18 protein-coding genes are annotated in these 20,690 nt (G+C 44.6%); 10 read left to right on the top strand and 8 right to left on the bottom strand.

What is annotated here, in order from left to right:
* Positions 1–124: 124 nt before the first annotated feature.
* The 8 genes from pflA (at position 125) to HC752_RS06225 (ending at position 9,878) form a co-directional block, all read left to right on the top strand.
* Complete coding sequence (gene pflA / locus HC752_RS06260) at positions 125–865, top strand: pyruvate formate lyase 1-activating protein (protein WP_190334278.1); 741 nt, start codon at positions 125–127, stop codon at positions 863–865.
* 164 nt (positions 866–1,029) lie between these two features.
* The gene (locus HC752_RS06255; RefSeq protein ID WP_190334277.1) at positions 1,030–1,686 is read left to right on the top strand and encodes an energy-coupling factor ABC transporter permease; all 657 of its coding nucleotides are present in this window, start codon (positions 1,030–1,032) and stop codon (positions 1,684–1,686) included.
* Between the two features lie 172 nt (positions 1,687–1,858).
* The gene (locus tag HC752_RS06250; protein WP_190334276.1) at positions 1,859–2,359 is read left to right on the top strand and encodes a YfbU family protein; all 501 of its coding nucleotides are present in this window, start codon (positions 1,859–1,861) and stop codon (positions 2,357–2,359) included.
* Between the two features lie 293 nt (positions 2,360–2,652).
* A complete protein-coding gene (locus HC752_RS06245) occupies positions 2,653–4,587 on the top strand; it encodes a PrkA family serine protein kinase (RefSeq protein ID WP_190334275.1) in 1,935 nt (644 codons plus the stop codon).
* Positions 4,588–4,678: 91 nt separating this feature from the next.
* Entirely contained in the window at positions 4,679–5,947 is a 1,269-nt protein-coding gene (locus tag HC752_RS06240) for a YeaH/YhbH family protein (protein ID WP_190334274.1), read from the top strand.
* Positions 5,948–5,958: 11 nt separating this feature from the next.
* A complete protein-coding gene (locus tag HC752_RS06235; protein ID WP_190334273.1) occupies positions 5,959–7,503 on the top strand; it encodes a SpoVR family protein in 1,545 nt (514 codons plus the stop codon).
* A gap of 563 nt (positions 7,504–8,066) precedes the next feature.
* On the top strand, positions 8,067–9,104 hold the full coding sequence (locus HC752_RS06230) for a glycosyltransferase family 2 protein (protein WP_190334272.1): 1,038 nt from the start codon (positions 8,067–8,069) through the stop codon (positions 9,102–9,104).
* A gap of 3 nt (positions 9,105–9,107) precedes the next feature.
* Positions 9,108–9,878: a ChbG/HpnK family deacetylase gene (locus HC752_RS06225; RefSeq protein ID WP_190334271.1), complete on the top strand. Its 771-nt coding sequence runs from the start codon at positions 9,108–9,110 to the stop codon at positions 9,876–9,878.
* Positions 9,879–9,938: 60 nt separating this feature from the next.
* Here the strand turns inward: HC752_RS06225 and kdsB are convergent, their stop codons facing one another.
* From kdsB to HC752_RS06200, 5 genes are read right to left on the bottom strand one after another with little or no spacing between them, the layout of a single operon-like run.
* Positions 9,939–10,688 carry a 3-deoxy-manno-octulosonate cytidylyltransferase gene (gene kdsB / locus HC752_RS06220; protein ID WP_190334270.1) on the bottom strand — a complete coding sequence of 250 codons (750 nt, stop codon included), beginning with the start codon at positions 10,686–10,688 and terminating at the stop codon, positions 9,939–9,941.
* On the bottom strand, positions 10,689–10,868 hold the full coding sequence (locus HC752_RS06215; protein ID WP_190334269.1) for a Trm112 family protein: 180 nt from the start codon (positions 10,866–10,868) through the stop codon (positions 10,689–10,691). It lies immediately after the preceding gene.
* Positions 10,849–11,856: a tetraacyldisaccharide 4'-kinase gene (gene lpxK, locus HC752_RS06210; protein ID WP_190334268.1), complete on the bottom strand. Its 1,008-nt coding sequence runs from the start codon at positions 11,854–11,856 to the stop codon at positions 10,849–10,851. The genes HC752_RS06215 and lpxK overlap by 20 nt, the downstream gene beginning before the upstream one ends.
* Positions 11,856–13,610 (bottom strand): lipid A ABC transporter ATP-binding protein/permease MsbA, encoded by a 1,755-nt coding sequence (gene msbA, locus HC752_RS06205; RefSeq protein WP_190334267.1) that lies wholly within the window; start codon positions 13,608–13,610, stop codon positions 11,856–11,858. The genes lpxK and msbA overlap by 1 nt, the downstream gene beginning before the upstream one ends.
* Before the next feature lie 28 nt (positions 13,611–13,638).
* Positions 13,639–15,903, bottom strand: a complete 2,265-nt coding sequence (locus HC752_RS06200; RefSeq protein WP_190334266.1) for a DNA internalization-related competence protein ComEC/Rec2 — start codon at positions 15,901–15,903, stop codon at positions 13,639–13,641.
* A 5-nt stretch (positions 15,904–15,908) separates the two neighbouring features.
* Between HC752_RS06200 and HC752_RS06195 the strand changes: the two genes are divergently transcribed.
* Positions 15,909–16,424: a DUF2062 domain-containing protein gene (locus HC752_RS06195; protein WP_190334265.1), complete on the top strand. Its 516-nt coding sequence runs from the start codon at positions 15,909–15,911 to the stop codon at positions 16,422–16,424.
* Positions 16,425–16,787: 363 nt separating this feature from the next.
* Here the strand turns inward: HC752_RS06195 and lolE are convergent, their stop codons facing one another.
* Genes lolE through lolC form a run of 3 tightly spaced genes read right to left on the bottom strand, consistent with a single transcriptional unit; the run spans position 16,788 to position 19,940 of the window.
* Positions 16,788–18,029, bottom strand: coding sequence for a lipoprotein-releasing ABC transporter permease subunit LolE (gene lolE, locus HC752_RS06190; RefSeq protein ID WP_190334264.1), 1,242 nt, complete (start codon positions 18,027–18,029; stop codon positions 16,788–16,790).
* Positions 18,030–18,040: 11 nt separating this feature from the next.
* Positions 18,041–18,739 carry a lipoprotein-releasing ABC transporter ATP-binding protein LolD gene (lolD, locus tag HC752_RS06185; protein ID WP_190334263.1) on the bottom strand — a complete coding sequence of 233 codons (699 nt, stop codon included), beginning with the start codon at positions 18,737–18,739 and terminating at the stop codon, positions 18,041–18,043.
* A complete protein-coding gene (gene lolC, locus HC752_RS06180) occupies positions 18,732–19,940 on the bottom strand; it encodes a lipoprotein-releasing ABC transporter permease subunit LolC (protein ID WP_190334262.1) in 1,209 nt (402 codons plus the stop codon). The genes lolD and lolC overlap by 8 nt, the downstream gene beginning before the upstream one ends.
* Positions 19,941–20,117: 177 nt before the next feature.
* Here lolC and HC752_RS06175 point away from each other — a divergent pair, with 177 nt between their 5' ends.
* Positions 20,118–20,687 (top strand): PilZ domain-containing protein, encoded by a 570-nt coding sequence (locus HC752_RS06175; protein WP_190334261.1) that lies wholly within the window; start codon positions 20,118–20,120, stop codon positions 20,685–20,687.
* The last annotated feature ends 3 nt before the right edge of the window (positions 20,688–20,690 follow it).

Here is a 20,690-nt window from a genome sequence, read left to right as displayed (position 1 = left end):
TTCTATTGGTGATATTTTACGAAATGATAATTTTGATCTTCAGACCAAATAACCTCAGTTTTTCCTAGGGCACACTGTCATTTTGTAATAAAATGACAGTAATTTATTCCTAAGAGATTAGCTCATGTCTACTACTGGTCGTATTCATTCCTTCGAATCTTGTGGCACGGTGGATGGTCCGGGAATTCGCTTTATTGTGTTTCTCCAAGGCTGTCTAATGCGCTGTAAGTATTGCCATAACCGAGACACGTGGGATACTCACGATGGCAAGGTGGTGAGCGTAGATGAAATCATTAGTGAAGCAAAATCCTATAGGCATTTCATGAGGGCTTCTGGTGGGGGGGTTACCTGTTCAGGAGGTGAAGCCATGCTTCAACCTGAATTTGTACGTGATTTTTTCCGAGCAGCTCAAAAAGAAGGGATGCATACTTGCTTAGACACTAATGGGTACATCCGTAGGCATACCGATGTTGTCGATCAGGTGCTCGAAGCCTCGGATCTTGTCATGCTCGATATCAAGCATATGAAAGATGAGATTCATCAAGACCTTATTGGCGTTTCAAACAAACGTACGTTAGATTTCGCACGTTATCTTCATAACATTGGGCAAAAAACTTGGCTCCGATATGTCGTTGTGCCTGGTTATACAGACGACGAAGAAGCCGCACACATGCTCGGTGATTTCATTAAAGATATGGATAACATCGAAAAAGTGGAGTTGTTGCCGTACCACAAATTAGGCGCTCATAAATGGGAAGCATTAGGTCACGACTATCCACTCGAGGGGGTCAACCCTCCACCTAAAGAGACGATGGAGACGATCAAAGGAATACTTGAACAATACAACGACAATGTGAAATACTAGTTTTCATAGAGACGTTATGCTTCAAGCATTCGCAAACAAAGCCAGCATAACGCTGGCTTTGTTGTATTTAGGGTCGGCGCTAAACCTGTTATTTCGAGTTCAGGTTATTTAAAAGCGTTTGGAACAACAGCCGCCCCCAAATTTGTCACTCTAGGAATCAGCCAATGTCGATATTTCAGTTTCTTTGTCTCGCCATCGTCGCACTTGTCATACAGCGAAGCTGGGCAGATACCGTAAACGCGTTCATTCCTAAATTTCTAAGCGAACGGTCTTTTCAGAATCTCACTATCATTACCTTAGCAATACTCTTTTTTCTTTGGCAAACCAAAGCCGGAGTCAAAAGCGGTTTAGACATCCACTTCCTTGGTGTCACCACTTTTACCATGATGTTCGGCTGGCGAGTAGCCTGCGTACTTACCTTACCTGTCTATGGGATACTCGCCTTTTCCAACCAGTGGCCGTTAACCGAATTACCCACACAGATATTGATTTCCGGTTTCATTCCTATCCTCTTAAGCTATTTCATATTCACTCTGAGTTACCATTATTTACCCAAAAATATCTTCGTTTTCATTTTCGTCGCTGGCTTTTTCAATGCCATATTTGTTGGAAGCACTCACCTTCTGTTGAAAGGCAGCTACTATCTTTGGCAGGACTGGTATGACTTCACCACAGTAATGGAGAATCTGTTCATGCTAATCCCATTGATGGCATTCCCAGAAGGTCTTATCAATGGAATGGCATTAGCGGTACTTTGCGTGTATCGACCAGAATGGTTACGCGTATTCTCAGATAGACATTACCTTTTTCCAAGTAAATAACCTTCACAAGAAAAACTCTAGGCTTGCATTAGCCGTAGCAGTAGTAGCACGAATAAATCCGCTCATTACTCAACCAAACCTTATGAAACATGTGTTGAGATCATGTTTCGGTAGAGATATTTACTGTTACTCTGTTTCGTAGATTAAGTAATAAAATTTAAGAGACCATGCTATGGAAATGACTAACGCTCAACGACTCATTCTGTCTAATCAATATTACCTCATGTCGCAGATGGACCCGCAGAATGCCAAAAAGTATCAACGTCTTCAAACGATTGTAGAACGTGGATATGAGCTACAGATGTTGGAGCTGAATAAAGACTATGGCTGCTTGAATGAAACGCAGTGTCGAGAAATCCTCGACATAATGGAAATGTATCACGCGATGCAAGAATCGAACAAAATGCTCGACCACGATGAAAGAGAAAACGTTGATCAGCGTAGGCTCAATTTCTTAGGTTTTGATATCGCAAGTGAAGCACAACTTGTCCACTATGTGCGTTTTCTAGTCGATTCGGAAGGGCTGTATACTCAATTCGACAAAGGTGATCATCACTTCAACGCGCAAATGCCAATGCTTGAAAAATACCGCAGAATGTTGGCATCTTGGAAACGCTGCCCACGTCAATATCACCTTTCTGCGGCCGAGTTTCATCAAATCTTCAACGCTTAGCACTATTTTTTGCACCTAACTCTTTCACATCATTTGATATTTTTATCAAAGCACCACTGTAATGTGGTGCTTTCCCATTACCACTATAGTCTGAACAGTACTCCAGCCAGTTTGAATCACTTCTAGCACACTCATACAAACCCTTACTTGCTTCATACTTTTTTCTCAAAAAATCGAAATAAATACCGAATTAATAAGCAGAATTCAAAATCTGGGTCTAACCTTATTTAGTGAAGGACGTGACATTTTCGCTGTTAATTAGTCGATTTGACAGGCTTAGAGGGGTATTCGCTATGAGCATTTTTGACCACTACCAGGCTCGCTATGAAGCAGCCAAGGACGAAGAACTATCGCTACAAGACTTTTTATCGCTATGTCGTGAAGACAAAAGCGCCTACGCCAATGCAGCTGAGCGCCTATTAATGGCGATTGGAGAACCTGAAGTCATCGACACCGCATTAGATCCGAGACTCAGCCGCATTTTCTCCAATCGCGTGATATCCAGATACAAAACCTTTGAAGATTTCTATGGCATGGAAGACGCGATAGAGCAAATCGTGTCTTACTTGAAACATGCCGCTCAAGGGCTAGAAGAACGAAAACAAATTCTGTACCTTTTGGGTCCGGTTGGGGGGGGTAAATCATCACTCGCAGAGAAATTAAAAGCCTTAATGGAAAAAATGCCAATATACGTCCTTTCGGCTAACGGTGAACGAAGCCCAGTCAATGACCATCCGTTTTGTTTGTTCGATGTTAATGAAGATGGGGATTTGCTCAAAGGCGATTATGGCATCGAAAAGCGCTACCTACGCTCCATCATGTCTCCTTGGGCAGCTAAACGCCTCACTGAGTTTGGCGGTGACATCTCAAAATTTAAAGTGGTGAAAGTAAGACCGTCGATTTTAGGTCAAACAGCGATTGCGAAAACAGAACCCGGCGATGAAAACAACCAAGACATTTCATCACTGGTGGGTAAAGTCGATATCCGTCAACTTGAACACTTTTCACAAGATGATCCCGACGCGTACAGTTATTCAGGTGCATTGTGTCGAGCTAACCAAGGCTTGATGGAATTTGTAGAGATGTTCAAAGCCCCCATTAAAGTTCTGCACCCATTGCTGACTGCAACGCAAGAAGGTAACTATAACGGTACGGAAGGGCTTTCAGCCTTGCCATTCGATGGCATGATTTTAGCGCACTCAAACGAATCAGAGTGGCAAACCTTCCGCAACAATAAGAACAACGAAGCCTTCCTAGATAGGGTATACATTGTCAAAGTGCCCTACTGCTTACGCGTTTCGGAAGAAGTTAAAATCTACAAAAAACTACTGGACCACAGTGAACTGTCGAAAGCACCATGCTCTCCAAGCACATTGGACATTTTGGCTCAGTTCAGCATTCTTTCCCGCATGAAAGATCCCGACAACTCATCCATTTTCTCGAAAATGCGTGTGTACGACGGTGAAACTCTAAAAGACACCGATCCTAAAGCGAAAAGCTACCAAGAGTATCGAGACTTCGCGGGTGTTGATGAGGGCATGTCGGGTCTTTCCACTCGTTTCGCATTCAAAATTCTTTCTCGCGTATTCAACTTTGATCAATCCGAAGTGGCAGCAAACCCTGTTCATCTTTTCTATGTCATTGAGCAACAGGTTGAACGCGAGCAATTCCCTCAAGATACGGCTGAACGCTACTTAGAGTTCTTAAAAGGCTATTTAGTGCCTAAATATGTTGAGTTTATCGGGAAAGAAATTCAAACCGCTTACCTTGAGTCCTACTCTGAGTACGGTCAAAACATTTTCGACCGTTACGTCACCTACGCCGATTTCTGGATTCAAGATCAGGAGTACCGCGATCCAGAAACAGGGCAACTATTCGACCGTGCTGCGCTTAACAATGAGCTAGAAAAAATTGAGAAAACGGCAGGCATTAGTAATCCAAAAGACTTCAGAAACGAGATCGTTAACTTCGTATTACGCGCTCGCGCAAACAATAAAGGGCAAAACCCTGTTTGGACGAGCTACGAAAAACTCAGAACGGTCATCGAGAAGAAAATGTTTTCAAATACGGAAGAACTGCTACCTGTCATTTCCTTCAATGCGAAAACGTCAACGGATGATCAGAAAAAACACGACGACTTTGTCGCTCGTATGATGGAAAAAGGCTACACCAAGAAACAAGTTAGATTGTTGTCGGAATGGTACCTACGAGTGCGTAAATCCTCTTAGTACCCAGTGTCTTAGATATGAAGGCTGGCAAGTGCTGCCAGTCATTCATGGCACACAGTTCGACACTTTGACGTTTCAGAGGGGTTAACGTATGGCGCAATTTATCGACAGAAGGCTCAATGGCAAGAATAAGAGCACCGTCAACAGACAACGCTTTTTACGCCGCCATAAAGAGCAAATTAAGGAATCGGTAGCCGATGCCGTGAATCGTCGATCTATCACCAATACAGAAACCGGTGAAGACATATCGATTCCACACAAGGACATCAAAGAGCCTATTTTTCATCAAGGACAAGGTGGCGTCAGGGAGCGCGTTCACCCAGGTAATGATCAGTTCATAACGGGTGACAAAATAGAGCGCCCTAAAGGTGGGCAAGGAAGTGGCTCTGGTGAAGGCGACGCAAGTGCCGATGGCGAAGGTCAAGACGACTTTGTTTTTCAGATTTCAAAGGACGAATATCTCGATATTCTATTTGAAGACTTGGAGCTGCCTAACCTTCAAAAAAACCAAATCAATAAAATCACAGAATGGAAAACCCATCGCGCTGGCTTCCAAACGGCAGGGATTCCAGCCAACATCAGCGTGGTACGCTCTCTTCAACAATCACTCGCGCGAAGAACCGCATTAACCGCGAGCAAAAAACGCCTTCTGGCAGAACTGGAAGAAGAGTTAGCGCGCATCGAAAACAATGAACCCGCTCAGCCTTTGGAGGAGAAAAAACTTCAAGAGGAAATCCTAGAGCTCCGCCAGCGTATTGCGCGAGTTCCGTTTATTGATACTTTTGATTTACGTTTCAAAAATTACGAAAAGCGCCCCATTCCATCCAGCCAAGCGGTCATGTTTTGTTTGATGGATGTATCAGGGTCTATGGACCAAGCCACTAAAGACATCGCAAAACGGTTCTATGTACTGCTGTATCTTTTTTTAACAAGAACTTACGAGAGTGTCGAAGTCGTTTTCATACGTCACCATACTCAAGCAAAAGAAGTCGATGAGCATGAGTTTTTCTATTCCCAAGAAACGGGTGGCACAATCGTATCCAGTGCACTGAAATTAATGAATGAAATCGTGAAAGACAGATACCCAACCAATGAATGGAACATCTATGCAGCACAAGCTTCCGATGGGGATAATTGGGCAGATGACTCCCCTCGCTGTAAAGAGCTGCTCGTGAACAATATTTTACCTGACTGCCAGTATTACTCCTATATCGAAATAACAAGAAGAACCCACCAAACCTTATGGCATGAATATCTCAAACTTGAAGAAGCATTCGACAACTTTGCCATGAAAAACATTCGTACTGTGGATGATATTTTCCCAGTATTTAGGGAACTGTTTCAAAAAGAAACGGCATAGGGAGGCGCGCTATGGCGACTAAAGCAGCTAAAAAAACAGCAACAAACAACAAGCGCTTGCCAGATGGTCCGGATTGGTCATTCGAACTGCTGGAGCGTTACCACAAAGAAATCAAAAGGGTGGCAGAGTACTATCGTCTAGACACCTACCCTAATCAAATTGAAGTGATCACAGCAGAACAGATGATGGATGCGTATTCAAGTATTGGTATGCCCATCAACTATAACCATTGGTCATTCGGCAAAAAATTCATCCAAACAGAACAAAACTACAAGCATGGTCAGATGGGGCTGGCGTACGAAATTGTCATTAATTCAGACCCATGTATTGCTTATTTAATGGAAGAGAACACTGTCACCATGCAAGCTTTGGTTATGGCTCATGCGTGTTATGGTCACAACTCTTTCTTCAAAGGCAATTACTTGTTCCAAACTTGGACGGATGCTAGTTCCATTGTTGATTATCTATTATTCGCCAGAAACTACATCACTGAGTGTGAAGAAAAGCACGGCGTAGAAGAAGTCGAACAACTCTTGGATTCCTGTCATGCCCTAATGAACTTCGGTGTCGATCGATATAAGCGACCAGAAAAGATCTCCATTGTTGAGGAAAAAGCGCGACAAGAAGCTCGGGAAGAATACTTGCAATCTCAAGTAAATGAACTGTGGAAAACCGTTCCTAAAAGCGAGGAGAAGGAGCAATCGCAAAAAATTCGCTTCCCAACGGAACCCCAAGAAAATATCTTGTACTTCATTGAAAAACACGCGCCACTTCTTGAGCCTTGGCAACGAGAAATCGTGCGTATAGTTAGAAAAGTCAGCCAATATTTCTACCCTCAGAAGCAAACACAAGTCATGAACGAAGGTTGGGCTACTTTCTGGCACTACTCCATACTGAACCATTTGTATGATGAAGGTTTGGTATCAGAGAAATTTATGCTTGAGTTCTTACACAGCCATACCAATGTCGTCGTCCAACCTCCATACAACAGCCCTTACTTTAGTGGCATCAATCCCTATGCTCTGGGCTTTGCGATGTTTCAAGACATTCGCAGAATGTGTGAAGATCCAACCGACGAAGACAGAGAATGGTTTCCAGACATCGCGGGCGCAGATTGGTTAGATACCTTACACTTCGCCATGGCAAACTTTAAAGACGAGAGCTTCATCAGCCAGTATTTATCACCCAAATTGATGCGCGACTTTAAGCTATTTGCAATTAGTGATGATGATAGGAAAAACTTCATTGAAGTCAGTGCCATACACGACGAAGTCGGTTATCGACAAATCAGGGAAAAGCTTGCGGCACAGTATAACTTAAGCAACTTAGAACCCAATATTCAGGTGTGGAATGTTGACGTACGTGGGGATCGATCCTTGGTTTTACAATACATACCCCATGATAGGATTCCATTAGGTGAAAGCTATCAGGAAGTATTGAAACATCTATATCGTCTTTGGGGTTTTGACGTCATTTTGGAACAGCGAAATGAGTCTGGAAGAAAAGAGATTCTTGGCAGTTGCCCTGAGCGTGAAGACTATAATTCTGAAACATAAAGCCAGTATCTCTAAACCATCCTCCTATTTGCCCACGAAGTCTGTGGGCTTTTTTACGGTTCAAACAGGAGAAGCCAACGCATTGATTGCTTTTCCGTTCCATCTTTAGAACGAACACACCCTCTATATCCGAGAAAGCAACAATATACGAGAAAGCGACAATATTTGGGAAAACCGAAGTATGTGGGAAAACTGCAATATGCAGGAAAACTGCAATTTGTGGCACCCGATTCGCCGGCTTTCGCCTGAGGTCTTCCTCCGCATAAACACTTCACGTTTGAGGCACATACAGTATTCGGCGTTTACGGCTTTCGGTATTCACAGCTATAGGCAATGTCCAAAGCGCGAATGTACAAAAGCGCGAATGTACAAAGCGCTATTTCGTCGGCAAAAGAGGAACTTTATATGAATAAAACTCGGAAGTTACCTGAACCATAAACTGGAAGCAAAACGAAATATCAAGTTTGTGTTTATTTCTTACTAAGGTCAAACCTGTTTATAATGGCGCGTTGTTGTCCTTTAGGTTAATTACCCAAAGGTAAATCTAGATTGGTGATAAAAATATGAGCGCTTCAAACGCCCCTCTCGCAGAAAGCCAACACCGTCGTGACCTTCCTAATATGATCACGTGTTTGTTACCTGCATATAATGAAGCGGAGAATCTTCCGCATGTCGTGCCAAAAACATACAACTACTTGAAGCAGTTTTGCCAAGAAGTCGAAATCCTCATTGTTGATGATGGCAGCGCGGACAACACAGTAAGTGTCGCTCAAGAACTTGCGAATAGTTACCCTATTTCTGTTGTAAAGCTCTCCAGAAATTTTGGTAAAGAAATTGCGCTAAGTGCGGGTTTGGACAGCGCTCGCGGTAATGTCGTCATTATCATGGATTCAGATGGCCAACATCCGCTATCTGTCATCGAACAATTCATTGAACACTGGCGTGACGGCTTCGACATGGTTTATGGCGTGAGAGCGAATAGAAACGATGAGTCCTTCGCGAAAAGAGCGTTCACAAAACTCTATTACGGGCTTTTAAATCGAATCTCGGATGTGGATATCCACCCAGATGCCGGTGACTTTCGACTTTTAAACAGAAACGTTGTTGATGCATTGGTGTCGTTGCCCGAACGTACCCGAATGATGAAAGGTCTTTATGCGTGGGTTGGTTTTAAAAGTAAAGCCGTATCGTTCGATGTTGAAGACCGATTGAGCGGAGCCAGCACCTTTCGCTTTAGGGATCTCACCTCCCTCGCGATAACCGGATTGACATCATTTAGCAGCATTCCTTTAAAAATATGGATGGTGATAGGCGCGATTATCTCAGCCATGTCATTTGGCTATGGCATGCTCATTTTACTTAGAACGCTGATTTTTGGTTCAGACGTACCAGGTTGGCCAACGCTGACCGTTTCCATCTTTTTCCTTGGTGGCATCCAATTATTATCCATCGGTATCATGGGAGACTATCTGGCTCGTGTCTTCTCTGAAGTAAAAAAGCGCCCTCTCTATATTGTTGAAGAGTACCAGCAAAGCGTAGACAAAGGCATCGGTGGTCAAGACGCTGATGGCAATATCGATGACAACAAAGTAGAAAGTTAATTAATGAAAAGCATCATAGTGTGTGCAGACGATTATGGTATGTCTGACGACGTCGATGACGCCATTCTAGAATTAATTGAGAATCAGCGTATTTCCGCCACCAGCTGTATGACATTGATGCCTAGCTGGAAAGCGTCTGCTCGCAGATTGAAAGAACTTGAAGGGCAAGCGGCTTTTGGCTTGCATTTCGATTTGGGACACTTTGCAAGTCTGAGTAACTTAATGCTTGGGGCGATGACACGTACGTTGGATCAATCGGCGATGAAAGTCACACTCAATCAGCAGCTGGATAACTTTGAAAATGAAGTGGGCAGAGTCCCCGATTATATTGATGGTCATCAGCACGTACATTCGTTTCCCGTTATTCGTGATGTCTTAGTGTCCGTCATCAATCAACGCTACTCAACGAACCCTCCGTGGATTAGAACCCCCTCGGTGCCACTTAGTGGGCACGATTCAGCCCTAAAAGCCTTGGTGATCAAAGGTTTAAATATTGGCTTTAATTCAATTATTCGTGAGCGCACCAGCGCTAAAACGAATACCAGTTTTGCAGGGTTGTATTCCATTAGTGAAACCGCGAACTTCCCGGCACTCATGGAAGGCTGGGTCAACAATCTCGATCATCATGGGTTGATTATGTGTCACCCAGCGATCAAAAGAACAAATGTTGATCACGGTTTAGCGAGGGTGAAAGAGTATGAGTATCTTAGAAGTGATCGCTACATCGCACATCTAGACACGAATAACGTAACACTCATCACTCATCCCGAATAAAAAATAGCAGCGAATTCGCTGCTATTTTTTCTGCCTTAGATTGGCTGACACTCAAACAAGCTAGCTAGACAGTATCTTTCTGACGATCTCTAAATCTTCTGGTGTATCGACCCCTGCTGCAGGTGTTTCTTTAGCCACATCAACATGAATCTTCTCACCATACCAAAGCACTCTTAATTGCTCTAAACATTCAATTCGCTCTAGCGCGCTCGGTTCCCAATTGACGTAGGTTTTTATGAACCCCGCTCGGTACGCATAAATCCCAATATGGCGCTGTAATGGCTGACGAATAGACGGCTTTGACTTGGAATAATCATCCCTATCCCAAGGAATCGAGGCTCGGCTGAAATACAGCGCATAACCATTTTCATCTGTCACCACTTTCACGGCATTCGGGTTAAACACTTCATTTTCGTCTTCAATTTCTACCGATAGCGTCGCCATAGGCGCTTTGCTTTGTTGCAGGTTTTGCGCAACTTGCGAAATGATGGAAGGAGGAATCAAGGGCTCGTCACCCTGAACATTCACAATAATATGATCCGACGGAATATTCATTAAATCCACCACTTCGGCCAAGCGTTCAGTGCCCGATTCATGTTTATCCGATGTCATGCAAACCGTCGCACCAAACGCTTCCGCAGCTTGCTGAACACGCTTATCGTCAGTAGCAATAATGACCTTTTCAGCCCCAGCTTGAATCGCTTGTAGGTAAACCCATTCAATCATAGGTTTACCCGCTATATCAGCAAGAGGTTTGCCCGGTAATCGCGTTGATTGGTATCGAGCAGGAATGACAACCGTAAAGGTCATTTACCTTCCCTCATCCATAGAAATACTGCGAGCTTCTGACTCAAGTAAAACGGGAATGCCTTCATTAATTGGGTAAGCAAGGCGGTCGAATTTACAGATAAGCTCTTGCTTATCCTTATCAAAAGTCAGTTTACCTTTACAAACAGGGCACGCTACAATTTCAAGCAGTCGATGATCCATATTCTTTCATTACCTCATGTATTCTTTGTAATATTTTATCCGCGTCTTGAGCTGGCAAGGTTGCGGAAACCGGTAAATACCACCAGTTATCCTTTGCAAAAGACAGGCATTTGACTGCGTCTTTTTCCGTCATAATAAGCGGCTTGCCCGCCATTTCAATGGCACTAACCTGTGGTTCCGTCATTGCTTGATGATCGGCAAAACCCTGTTCTGACAACACCTTCAACCCCATGCTCTTCAAGGTTTCAAAAAAGCGAGGAGGGTGACCAATTCCTGCCATTGCAACCACATTTTTAAGCTCAACGGCATCCTTCTGTTCATTCGTCATCAAATTGATGGCTTTAGAAGGCTCCAATGTCATTGGACACTCGTTTGCATGTGCACTGCCACCATTAGTGATCACAAAATCCACGTCATCTATCCGAGAAACGGGCTCACGCAATGGTCCCATAGGAATGAGTTTTTCATTCCCCATACGCCTAACGCCATCAACAACGACTATTTCAATGTCTCTGTCCAATGCGTAATGCTGCAACCCATCGTCAGTGATAACGATATTAACTCCAAATTCCAAGAGCGCTTTCACAGCGTTACTGCGATTCGGGTCAACAACGACGGGCGCATTCGTTCGGCGGTGAATTAAAAGGGGTTCATCCCCGCAATGTGCAGGGCTGGAGCTCGAAGTTACCGAAAACGGATAGCTCGGCGCTTTGGCTCCGTAACCTCGCGATACCACCCCAGGTCTATACCCTTTCGCTTGCAACATTTCCACAAGCCAAACAACAACGGGCGTTTTGCCATTCCCACCGGCAGTAATATTGCCCACCACAATGACGGGAATAGGCGCACGGTAACGTGGCTTTTTTTGACTCAAAAATGCTTGTTTACGCTTCGTGCTGATCAAGCCAAACAATAGGCTGAGCGGCCATAGTATTGGCCAGAGCAAAAAGCTCAACCAATGCCGCTCATACCAAATCTTTTCCACCATCAATGTGACTCGCTAAATTGAATCGAGTAAAGCGAAGCGTATGCGCCATCTTGCGCCATCAGTACGTCGTGCTGACCACGCTCTATCACTTTTCCATCTTCGATAACCAAAATCTCATCGGCATTTTCAATGGTAGACAAGCGGTGCGCAATCACCAAAACGGTCTTGTCCTTTTGAAGCACATCCAGAGCGGATTGAATCGCGCGTTCAGATTCCGTATCCAGCGCAGACGTTGCTTCATCAAGAATCAGAACGGGCGCATCACGCAGCAAAGCACGCGCAATCGCAAGCCTTTGTCGTTGTCCACCCGATAGGTTGGCGCCATTTTCACCAATCACCGTATCGTAACCGTTATCCAGCGCCTCGATAAACTCGTGCGCATACGCAAGTTTAGCCGCTTCAATGATTTGTTCTCTCGTATACATATCCTCTGCGGCATAAGCAATGTTGTTTGCCACCGTGTCGTTAAACAAGTGGACATGCTGAGAAACAATCCCAAAGTGAGTTCGAAGGTTCTGCAAGTCGTACTCGCAAATGTCATGCCCATCGAGCGTGATAGAACCTGAATCTAAGTTATAAAAACGCGTAAACAGGCTTGCAATCGTGCTCTTCCCTGAACCAGAACGCCCAACCAGCGCCACCGTTTTGCCCGAAGGGATACGGAAACTGACGTCACATAACGCTGGGGTATCTTTGGTGGGATACGTAAAGATAGCGTTTCGTACTTCTACATCGCCTTTCACCTTCTCTTTAACCAACTTCCCTTCATTGTTTTCGGTTGGCATATCCATCAGGCTAAACAACGTTTGGCAAGCCGCCATTCCTCGTTGGAAGTCAGACATCACCGACGTTAACCCGCGAAGAGGTCGAAGCATACTTAGCATCGCAGAAAAGACCACTGTAAAAGTACCAGCCGTCAACTCAGCACGAATAGAGTCAACAGAAGCGAGAAATAACACCGTAACCAACGCCGAAGAACCTATCATTTGCACGACAGGGCTAGACAGTTGCTGGACCACAACCATCTTCATATTTTGTTGACGCATCGCATTGCTGACGTGATTAAATCGCGCTTCCTCAACCTGTTGACCACCACAACTCAACACCACTTTGTGTCCATTAAGCATTTGCTCAGATGACGACGTCAAGTTACCCATTTGTGTCTGCATATTTTTAGAAATTTTTCGGAACCGACGAGAAACAACCCCAATAGTGATAGCAACAACGGGACCAACAACCAGCAAGACCAAAGACAGCTGCCAACTGCTCCATACCATTAACCCGATCAGCCCTAGCAAACTCGCCGTTTCACGAACAATATTCACCAAAGCCTGACTCGTCGCGCCCGCGACTTGTTCTGTATCGTAAGTAATGCGAGAAAGCAGTCGTCCAGTCGATTCCTTATCAAAAAAGGAAACAGGCATCTGCATGAAGTGATTAAACACCTGCCTACGAAGCCTCATGACAACATTGTTGGACACCCAGCTCATAAAATAGGCAGACACAAAGCCACTACCACCACGAACGATCATCAACATAATAATGATGATCGGCATTGTGCGTAAAAATTCAGAGTCTGACTGACCAAAACCTTCATCTAACAAAGGCTTGAGTAAAGAGAGCATGTAGGTATCACTGAGGGCATTAATCACTAATGCAATAATCGCAATAACAATACCGGCTTTGTATGAGGAAATATAAGGCCATAAGCGCTTAAAGGTTTGAAAGGTCGATTGATCTAATTCTTGCGACATAAGAAAGGTCATTGTCAAAAAATTCCGCTTATTCTACTCCTTTCCTTAGTATCTGCCTATACCAGCGAGGGGAATGTTCAGCTCTAGCGGTTTCAATAGACCATGCATTCTCATAAATCAGGATAGAGATTTGCCCTTCATCCCCTGTATCCATCCACTTTATACCTTTTGACTCATATGTTTTGCGCACTTGTGCAGAAGGTAAATTCCATCGATTCCCTTTTGCCAATGAAGCAATCGCAATGTCGGGATTCACATGGTCAACAAACAAGCGTTTGGACGACGAGCTGGAACCATGATGCGGAACCAACAGAATGTCTGAGGCTAACTGATCACCTTGCTGCTGAGCCAAAATGAATTCGCTTATCGCATCAATATCACCGGTTAATAACATTGATGTTTTGCGGTCACTGACCTGAATCACACATGAATGAGGGTTATACGCTCGACGCGTTAATCGAGGCGGCCATATCGCTTTAAACATCAATCCCTGCCAATGCCACTGCTCTCCTCGTATGCAAGGCTGATAGCCCTCAATGCTTTGGCTTGCCCGGCGCCAATTCGGTTGCAGCATGGATTCAACATACTGTGTCCCGCCAGCATGATCGGCATCTAAATGACTCAGAACCAAGCCATCCAACTGATTCATCCCTCTATTCCTTAGTATTGGGTGAATCACACTGTTCGCATAACTTCCCCCTTCCCACCCCATTCCGGTATCGTACAACATGGCTTTACCCCTTTTCTCAATGAGAACCGCCAACCCATGCCCCACATCCAATATGTCCACTCGCCATATGGGTTTGGGTTTTTGAGGAAAAAACCATAACACCACAACCGCCAAAAACGTCACTGGGGTAACCGAGCGAAATTGAAAAGACAAAACACCTAAGATAACCAAGGAGAAAGCGGCAAAAGCATAGCGAGAGGGAATATCCAACCAGCCATACTCTCCCCATTTTAGCGCCCACAGGATCGGGCTTAATGACCAATCAGCGACTTGCCAAAGAGGATAGGCCAAACTAGGTGCAATTGCGGTAAGCAACAAAGCGATACTGATAATAGGCAATGTCACTAAGCTTACCAAGGGGACAAAAATAAAATTGTATGCAGGAGACAGTATGCTGAAACCTGAAAATACAAAAATAGAAACTGGTATGAGTGCGATAAGCAACCAGAATTGCATCTCAAGCAAAAAACGAACTTTTTGCCAATGGTTACGTTGTGTCGAACGTCGCAACCCAATAAAGATAAAAATCACGGAAACAGCAGAAAACGAAAGCCAAAAGCTGTTTGAAAGCACAGAAAAAGGATCAAGAAATAAAAGAATCGAACAGACAATCAGCAACAGACGCCAATTGCTAAAATGGACACCAACCCATTTCACAGCAGTGAGAATAAAACACGCGATAAGTGCACGCTGAGTGGGTATAGAAAACCCAGCCAAGCCAGAATATACCAATGCGGCTAAGAGCCCTGAAACGATCGGTAGCCAAACTTTTATGGAAGGCATGGGCAGAAAAATTGCCAATACCCTACCGAAAACCCACCCGAGTCCGAATATTAATCCAATATGCAAACCTGATATCGCCATGAGATGGAGAAGCCCAGTGCTTTTCAGCTGCCGCCAATCACTTTCACTAAGCCCCCTTCGGTCGCCAAAACTGAGTGCAAACAGGTATGGCGCACTGTTAAACGCCTTCACAAGATGGGTAACATGACCATGAAGATTTTGTCTGTAATGCGTTGTTTTTGAGAGAAGTGTTGCTTGCCTAACCACCGCTTTCCCATGCCAACGATTGGCAACGTAATGTTTTTCTAGATCTCTGCCAGCCTCATTTAGCCGACCATAAACCGGCTTGAGAACCGTTTCCAACGTTAAAATCTGCCCCAAAAAAGGCCGTTCGCCCTCCATAGACCATAGGACTCTAACGGTCGGTCGAAGCAAATATGGAATTTTCCTGCCGTTAAGTTGATGCACCACAAAAGACGCTTCGTATCCATGGCTTATTTGTTGAAAAAAGCTGTCAATCTGCCCAGTTATGGTAGTATTCTCACCTTCAGAAAAAAGCAAACGTTGCTGGTGTTGAAATAGATTGGAATGGACGACCAACACTATGAAACCAAGCAACATGCCTTTAAGGCAATCAGCATAAGGTCTGTTCCAAACGAGCAAGCATAGGATAATTGCAGGAAAGACCCAGATAACACTCGGCATTGTTGTCCAAAGTGCGGACGAAGCAACCAATGTTGTGAAAGTAGTTAGTGTCCAGTTAGATAAGTGAGTTTTCATATCCTATGCCGAAAAAATTAATCCGACGTTTCTTGCCTGATCACGAATTAATCAAACGTCAAAAAGCGCTTAAAATCTTTGGCAACGTCCTATATAACCCAAATTTGTGGTGCCTAAATCGTCGCTCGGCTTCAGGCGCTTTTGCCGTTGGTCTATTTATGGCATTCGTCCCTCTCCCCAGCCAAATGATTCTAGCGGCCGGTCTTGCTATCGCATGTGGCGTCAACCTACCGTTATCGGTCGCTCTCGTATGGATAAGCAATCCGATTACGATGCCTGTTTTGTTCTACTTCGCCTACAAAGTAGGTGCCGCTGTCATGTCGGTTCCACCTCAAACCTTTCACTTTGAGTTATCTTGGGATTTTATTGCGGCTCAAATGTCGACAATCGGTCCACCATTCCTTCTAGGCTGCATAATCTGTGGGGTAGTGAGTGCAATGGCGGGCTACTTTGGAATCCGCGGAATTTGGCGCTACTCCGTTGTACGCAGCTGGCAAAAACGTGGCGTACGAGTACGGTAGATGATTTCTCGAATAAAAAATAACTGGAATTCAAAGGTTCCGAGACAAGATGCAGCGATATGTAATTACGCTGTTTCTCACGAAAGAATTTAGCTAGTGCCATCAAAAAAGGACTCCATTCGAGTCCTTTTTTGTTTCGTAACCTTATCTTCCCATTCAAAACAGATTATTTAACCTGAATAGAGATAAGAGGTTAACGAATCCATTCAAATACAGACAGGTTTTCAATTGGCGAATTCTCATAAGCCCTTTTTACTTAAGATAAGGCAAAACCACGAGCCAATAACGGGTTATTGGGAGGGGAGCAACGCTGTAATAAGTAAAAAGGACCACTAGAAAGCAATCTGTTATCCCGAGTTGACGTTACTTACCACTCAGTACTTTCGCGGGATTCGTTTGACTGGCTCTAGACGCGGGATAAAGCGTAGCGAAAAGGCTTAACACCACCGCTGTGCCAGATACCAAAGCCACATCTTGCCAAATGATCTCAGAAGGTAAGAAGTCGATGAAATAGATATCGCCCGACAAAAACTGGTGCCCAACAAGCCTTTCTAGCCCTTTAATCAAAAAGGTTAAATGACTCGACACGAGCAATCCCAAAACACTGCCCGCAACACTTCCTGTTATGCCAGAAAATACGCCTTGCCAAACAAAGGTACGACGAATAAGCCCATCCGTTGCCCCCATCGTTTTTAGAATGGCGATTTCGGATAATCTGTCTTTTACCGCCATCATCAAAGTAGACACGATATTGAAGCAAGCCACGCTAATAACCAAAACCATAACTAAGTACATGATGGTTCTCACCAATTGGATATCTCGATACAAGAAACCAAATTTTTGCTGCCAGCTTTTCAGATAAACCTTTACTTGCAATGTGTTTCCTACTTCACGCACAATCATTTGAGCATTAAGTACATCGGTCGTTTTAATGGAAACGCCCGTTACCCCCTCTTTGATGGCGGCGTACTGTTGTGCATCGTCCAAAGGCAGCAATACCAATCCATGATCGATTTGCCCCCCTAAAGACAACAGCCCAACGATGTTCACACGAACACGCTTTGGCGAACGCACTTTCAGTGAATTACTCGTTTGAGGAATCAACAACGTAATGCTTTCACCGACCGTTGCGCCTAGATAATCGGCAATCCCCTTCCCTAATATCACCTGATTGCGCCCAGAGCGGAAATTCTGCCACGCTTCATCACCGATGTATTCCGAAAGATTTGACACCCGTGATTCCAACTGGGGGTCGACCCCTCGAATCTCCACCGCCTTTAATGTTTGCCCTTTTTCCGCTAAACCGGTTAGCCGAATATAAGGAGCAGCGGCGGTCACTCTTTCATGTTCTTCTGCTTTTTTTGCTAACGTTGACCAATCTGAAATGGGGCCATTGAACCCTTCAAACTCACCATGCGGAATCACGGCAAGCACACGATTTTCAAGTTCACGTTCAAAGCCGTTCATCGCAGATAGACCGATCAGTACGACAGCCACACCAACCGCAATGCCAATCGTGGAGGACAATGAAATAAACGAAACTAGTTTGTTCCGTTGCTTGGCGCGGCTAAAGCGGCTTCCAATGAGTAGGGAAAGAGAAAACATCTGGTCAACCTCTAGTGCGCAGCACGCATTTCATTTTCGTGAACCAACAACCCATCTTGCATGTGCAGCTTTCGATCCATCTTGTCGGCGAGCTCATTATCGTGAGTCACAACCAGAAAGGCCGTACCGGACTCTCGATTCAACTCACGCATCAGGTCGTAAATCGCCAAGGCGGTACTGTGGTCCAAGTTTCCTGTTGGTTCATCGGCAAGCACTAGCGCCGGCTCATTAACTAAAGCCCGTGCTATAGCAACTCTTTGCCTTTCCCCCCCCGAAAGCTCAGCCGGGCGGTGAGTTAAACGATGTGCTAACCCCACCTTAGTGAGCAAATTCTCCGCTTTTGATTTCGCTTGTTTGGGAGATAACCCACCAATCATTAGAGGCATTGCAACGTTTTCGACGGCAGTAAAATCCGCCAAAAGATGATGGAACTGATACACAAAGCCAATATGTTGGTTGCGTAACTTTGCTTGTTGGTTGCTCGACAGTGCTTTCAAGCTTTGATCTTGGAAAGATACCTCGCCCTCCGATGCATCGTCTAGCGCACCTAACACGTGCAGTAACGTGCTTTTCCCTGATCCAGAAGATCCTACAATAGACACCAGTTCTCCTGCTTCCAGCGCAAAGCTCACCCCTTTTAGAACTTCGGTTTCCACACTCCCTTCGCGATAGGTTTTACAGACAGACTCACAAAGAAGTAACTTACTCATAACGAAGTGCCTCAGCAGGTTTGACGGACGAAGCCCGATAAGAAGGATACAATGTGGCAATAATGCTCAATGCCACCGCCAGTATAATGATGGTGAAAACTTGCGAATAGTTAATAAGCACCGGGAGTTCGCCGCCAACGGCAAACAAGCTCAAATTGAAGGCTTCTAATACATCATTAATGTTTATCGCAAGGGCGATACCTAGGAATCCTCCCACCAAAGAACCGATGATTCCGCTGCTCGCCCCTTGCACCATAAACACAGTCATAACCTGATAATTCGATAAGCCCTGAGTTTTTAAGATGGCGACTTCTGCCTGCTTTTCCATCACCACCATGATCAAGGCAGAGATAATATTAAATGCTGCAACAGCGACAATGAGCCCAAGCATCAGCCCCATCATGTTCTTTTCCATTTTCACCGCTTGGAACAGCTCCCCTCTTTGCTCACGCCAATCACTCCATTTCCACCCATTGGGTAGAGGGGCATTGGCATACTCCGATACAATGAATGGGTCATCAAAAGTCAGCCTCCAACCCGTTATTGTGTCGGAAGAAAATCGAAGCAAACGACCTGCATCATTGATATTTGCGATCATCAACTGCGCGTCAACATCTGATCCCGTATTGAATACACCGGCTACGGTAAAGTTCCTTTGGCTCGGAATTCGCCCTAGTGGTGTAAATCGGCTTGCCCCTGTCACCATGATTCTCACTTTATCGCCAATTCTCACTTTTAATTGACGAGCCAAAGTGTGACCTAAAAATATCTTGTACTCTCCCTGTTCTAAACGCTCTAACTTACCACCAAGTAAATGTTTCCCTATTGGGTCATTTAATGTTGGATCAACGCCTAGCAGCATCCCAGCACTTAATTGAACGGGGCTTTGAATCACCGCTTCAGACCGAACGATAGGTACAGGCATTAAAGATGAAGGGTATTGGGAAAGAAATTCTGGGGGGGGACTGGATTTTACCGTTTTACCTGTATCCTGACTCACAACCGCATGGGGTAACACCCCTAAGATTCGTCCTTTTAATTGCCCTTCAAACCCATTCATGACAGAGGTCACCGTAATCAGAGCTAACACACCTATCGTTATGCCTGCCGTTGACATAAAAGACACAAAGCGGCTAAAGCGGTCGCCAGACCTTCCGCGCAGATAGCGCAACCCGATATAAATTGAAATGGGATGGAACATATTAAGGGAACCTTGATAAATCTCTGGTCGGTAATGTAACGAGAAAGACGCCGATTTAGTAGTCTTTACTGAGAATTGCGAAGTTAAATTGACGAAAAAACGACATATACAAGGGGTTTTCTTGATTCATTCGTCTACATGGCGATAATCAAAAGGTTAACAGAAAGGAATTGCAGTATGAGCCAGCAAGAGTATTTTACCGTCCAACATGGTCTATCCATCAACATCGAGCCGCTAGATTCCGAGTTCATCCTTCCGGATGCAGAGCAATTTGTTACTGAGATCCCTGCCCCTTTCTTGGTCGCAAGCGAATTCAGTTCTCTCGATACCGTAACGGATAAAGCCATAGGAGAACTGCGCAATAGTGATTTGTCTCATGTTGTTCAATTGTTGGAAACTCAGAACAGTAAGTTAAACCTTTTACTTACTTATATGCTTTCACAACAAAACGACCCAGCATTTAGCTACACTACCACTTCTTTTGGTGCTAGCCAGTTCACGTACTTTGCTAAAGGAGTATTGCCACTCGGACAGAAGGTACGAGCCAAAATTTTTCTGGAATTTCCAGCCTCAGCCATTTACTGTTACGGCGAAGTCGTGGAATGCGAAGAGGGAGAACAATCCCATAAAGTCACGATCTCATACTCTCTCTTGCGTGAAGAAGATCAGGATTTGCTGATCAAAGCAGCACTTCACCAACAACAAAAACTATTAAGACAACGTTCACTGAAACGTGACCAAAAATAAACG

The sequence above is a fragment of the Vibrio sp. S9_S30 genome, from assembly GCF_014694455.1.
GTDB lineage: Bacteria > Pseudomonadota > Gammaproteobacteria > Enterobacterales > Vibrionaceae > Vibrio.
The sequence above is the reverse complement of the archived record's forward strand: the minus strand, read 5'-3'. Positions and strand labels throughout refer to the sequence as shown.

Excerpts from the sequence above, each read along its gene's own strand:
- pflA (WP_190334278.1), top strand. The coding sequence starts at position 125 with ATGTCTACTACTGGTCGTATTCATTCCTTCGAATCTTGTGGCACGGTG.
- HC752_RS06255 (WP_190334277.1), top strand. The coding sequence starts at position 1,030 with ATGTCGATATTTCAGTTTCTTTGTCTCGCCATCGTCGCACTTGTCATA.
- HC752_RS06250 (WP_190334276.1), top strand. The coding sequence starts at position 1,859 with ATGGAAATGACTAACGCTCAACGACTCATTCTGTCTAATCAATATTAC.
- HC752_RS06245 (WP_190334275.1), top strand. The coding sequence starts at position 2,653 with ATGAGCATTTTTGACCACTACCAGGCTCGCTATGAAGCAGCCAAGGAC.
- HC752_RS06240 (WP_190334274.1), top strand. The coding sequence starts at position 4,679 with ATGGCGCAATTTATCGACAGAAGGCTCAATGGCAAGAATAAGAGCACC.
- HC752_RS06235 (WP_190334273.1), top strand. The coding sequence starts at position 5,959 with ATGGCGACTAAAGCAGCTAAAAAAACAGCAACAAACAACAAGCGCTTG.
- HC752_RS06230 (WP_190334272.1), top strand. The coding sequence starts at position 8,067 with ATGAGCGCTTCAAACGCCCCTCTCGCAGAAAGCCAACACCGTCGTGAC.
- HC752_RS06225 (WP_190334271.1), top strand. The coding sequence starts at position 9,108 with ATGAAAAGCATCATAGTGTGTGCAGACGATTATGGTATGTCTGACGAC.
- kdsB (WP_190334270.1), bottom strand. The coding sequence starts at position 10,688 with ATGACCTTTACGGTTGTCATTCCTGCTCGATACCAATCAACGCGATTA.
- HC752_RS06215 (WP_190334269.1), bottom strand. The coding sequence starts at position 10,868 with ATGGATCATCGACTGCTTGAAATTGTAGCGTGCCCTGTTTGTAAAGGT.
- lpxK (WP_190334268.1), bottom strand. The coding sequence starts at position 11,856 with ATGGTGGAAAAGATTTGGTATGAGCGGCATTGGTTGAGCTTTTTGCTC.
- msbA (WP_190334267.1), bottom strand. The coding sequence starts at position 13,610 with ATGTCGCAAGAATTAGATCAATCGACCTTTCAAACCTTTAAGCGCTTA.
- HC752_RS06200 (WP_190334266.1), bottom strand. The coding sequence starts at position 15,903 with ATGAAAACTCACTTATCTAACTGGACACTAACTACTTTCACAACATTG.
- HC752_RS06195 (WP_190334265.1), top strand. The coding sequence starts at position 15,909 with ATGCCGAAAAAATTAATCCGACGTTTCTTGCCTGATCACGAATTAATC.
- lolE (WP_190334264.1), bottom strand. The coding sequence starts at position 18,029 with ATGTTTTCTCTTTCCCTACTCATTGGAAGCCGCTTTAGCCGCGCCAAG.
- lolD (WP_190334263.1), bottom strand. The coding sequence starts at position 18,739 with ATGAGTAAGTTACTTCTTTGTGAGTCTGTCTGTAAAACCTATCGCGAA.
- lolC (WP_190334262.1), bottom strand. The coding sequence starts at position 19,940 with ATGTTCCATCCCATTTCAATTTATATCGGGTTGCGCTATCTGCGCGGA.
- HC752_RS06175 (WP_190334261.1), top strand. The coding sequence starts at position 20,118 with ATGAGCCAGCAAGAGTATTTTACCGTCCAACATGGTCTATCCATCAAC.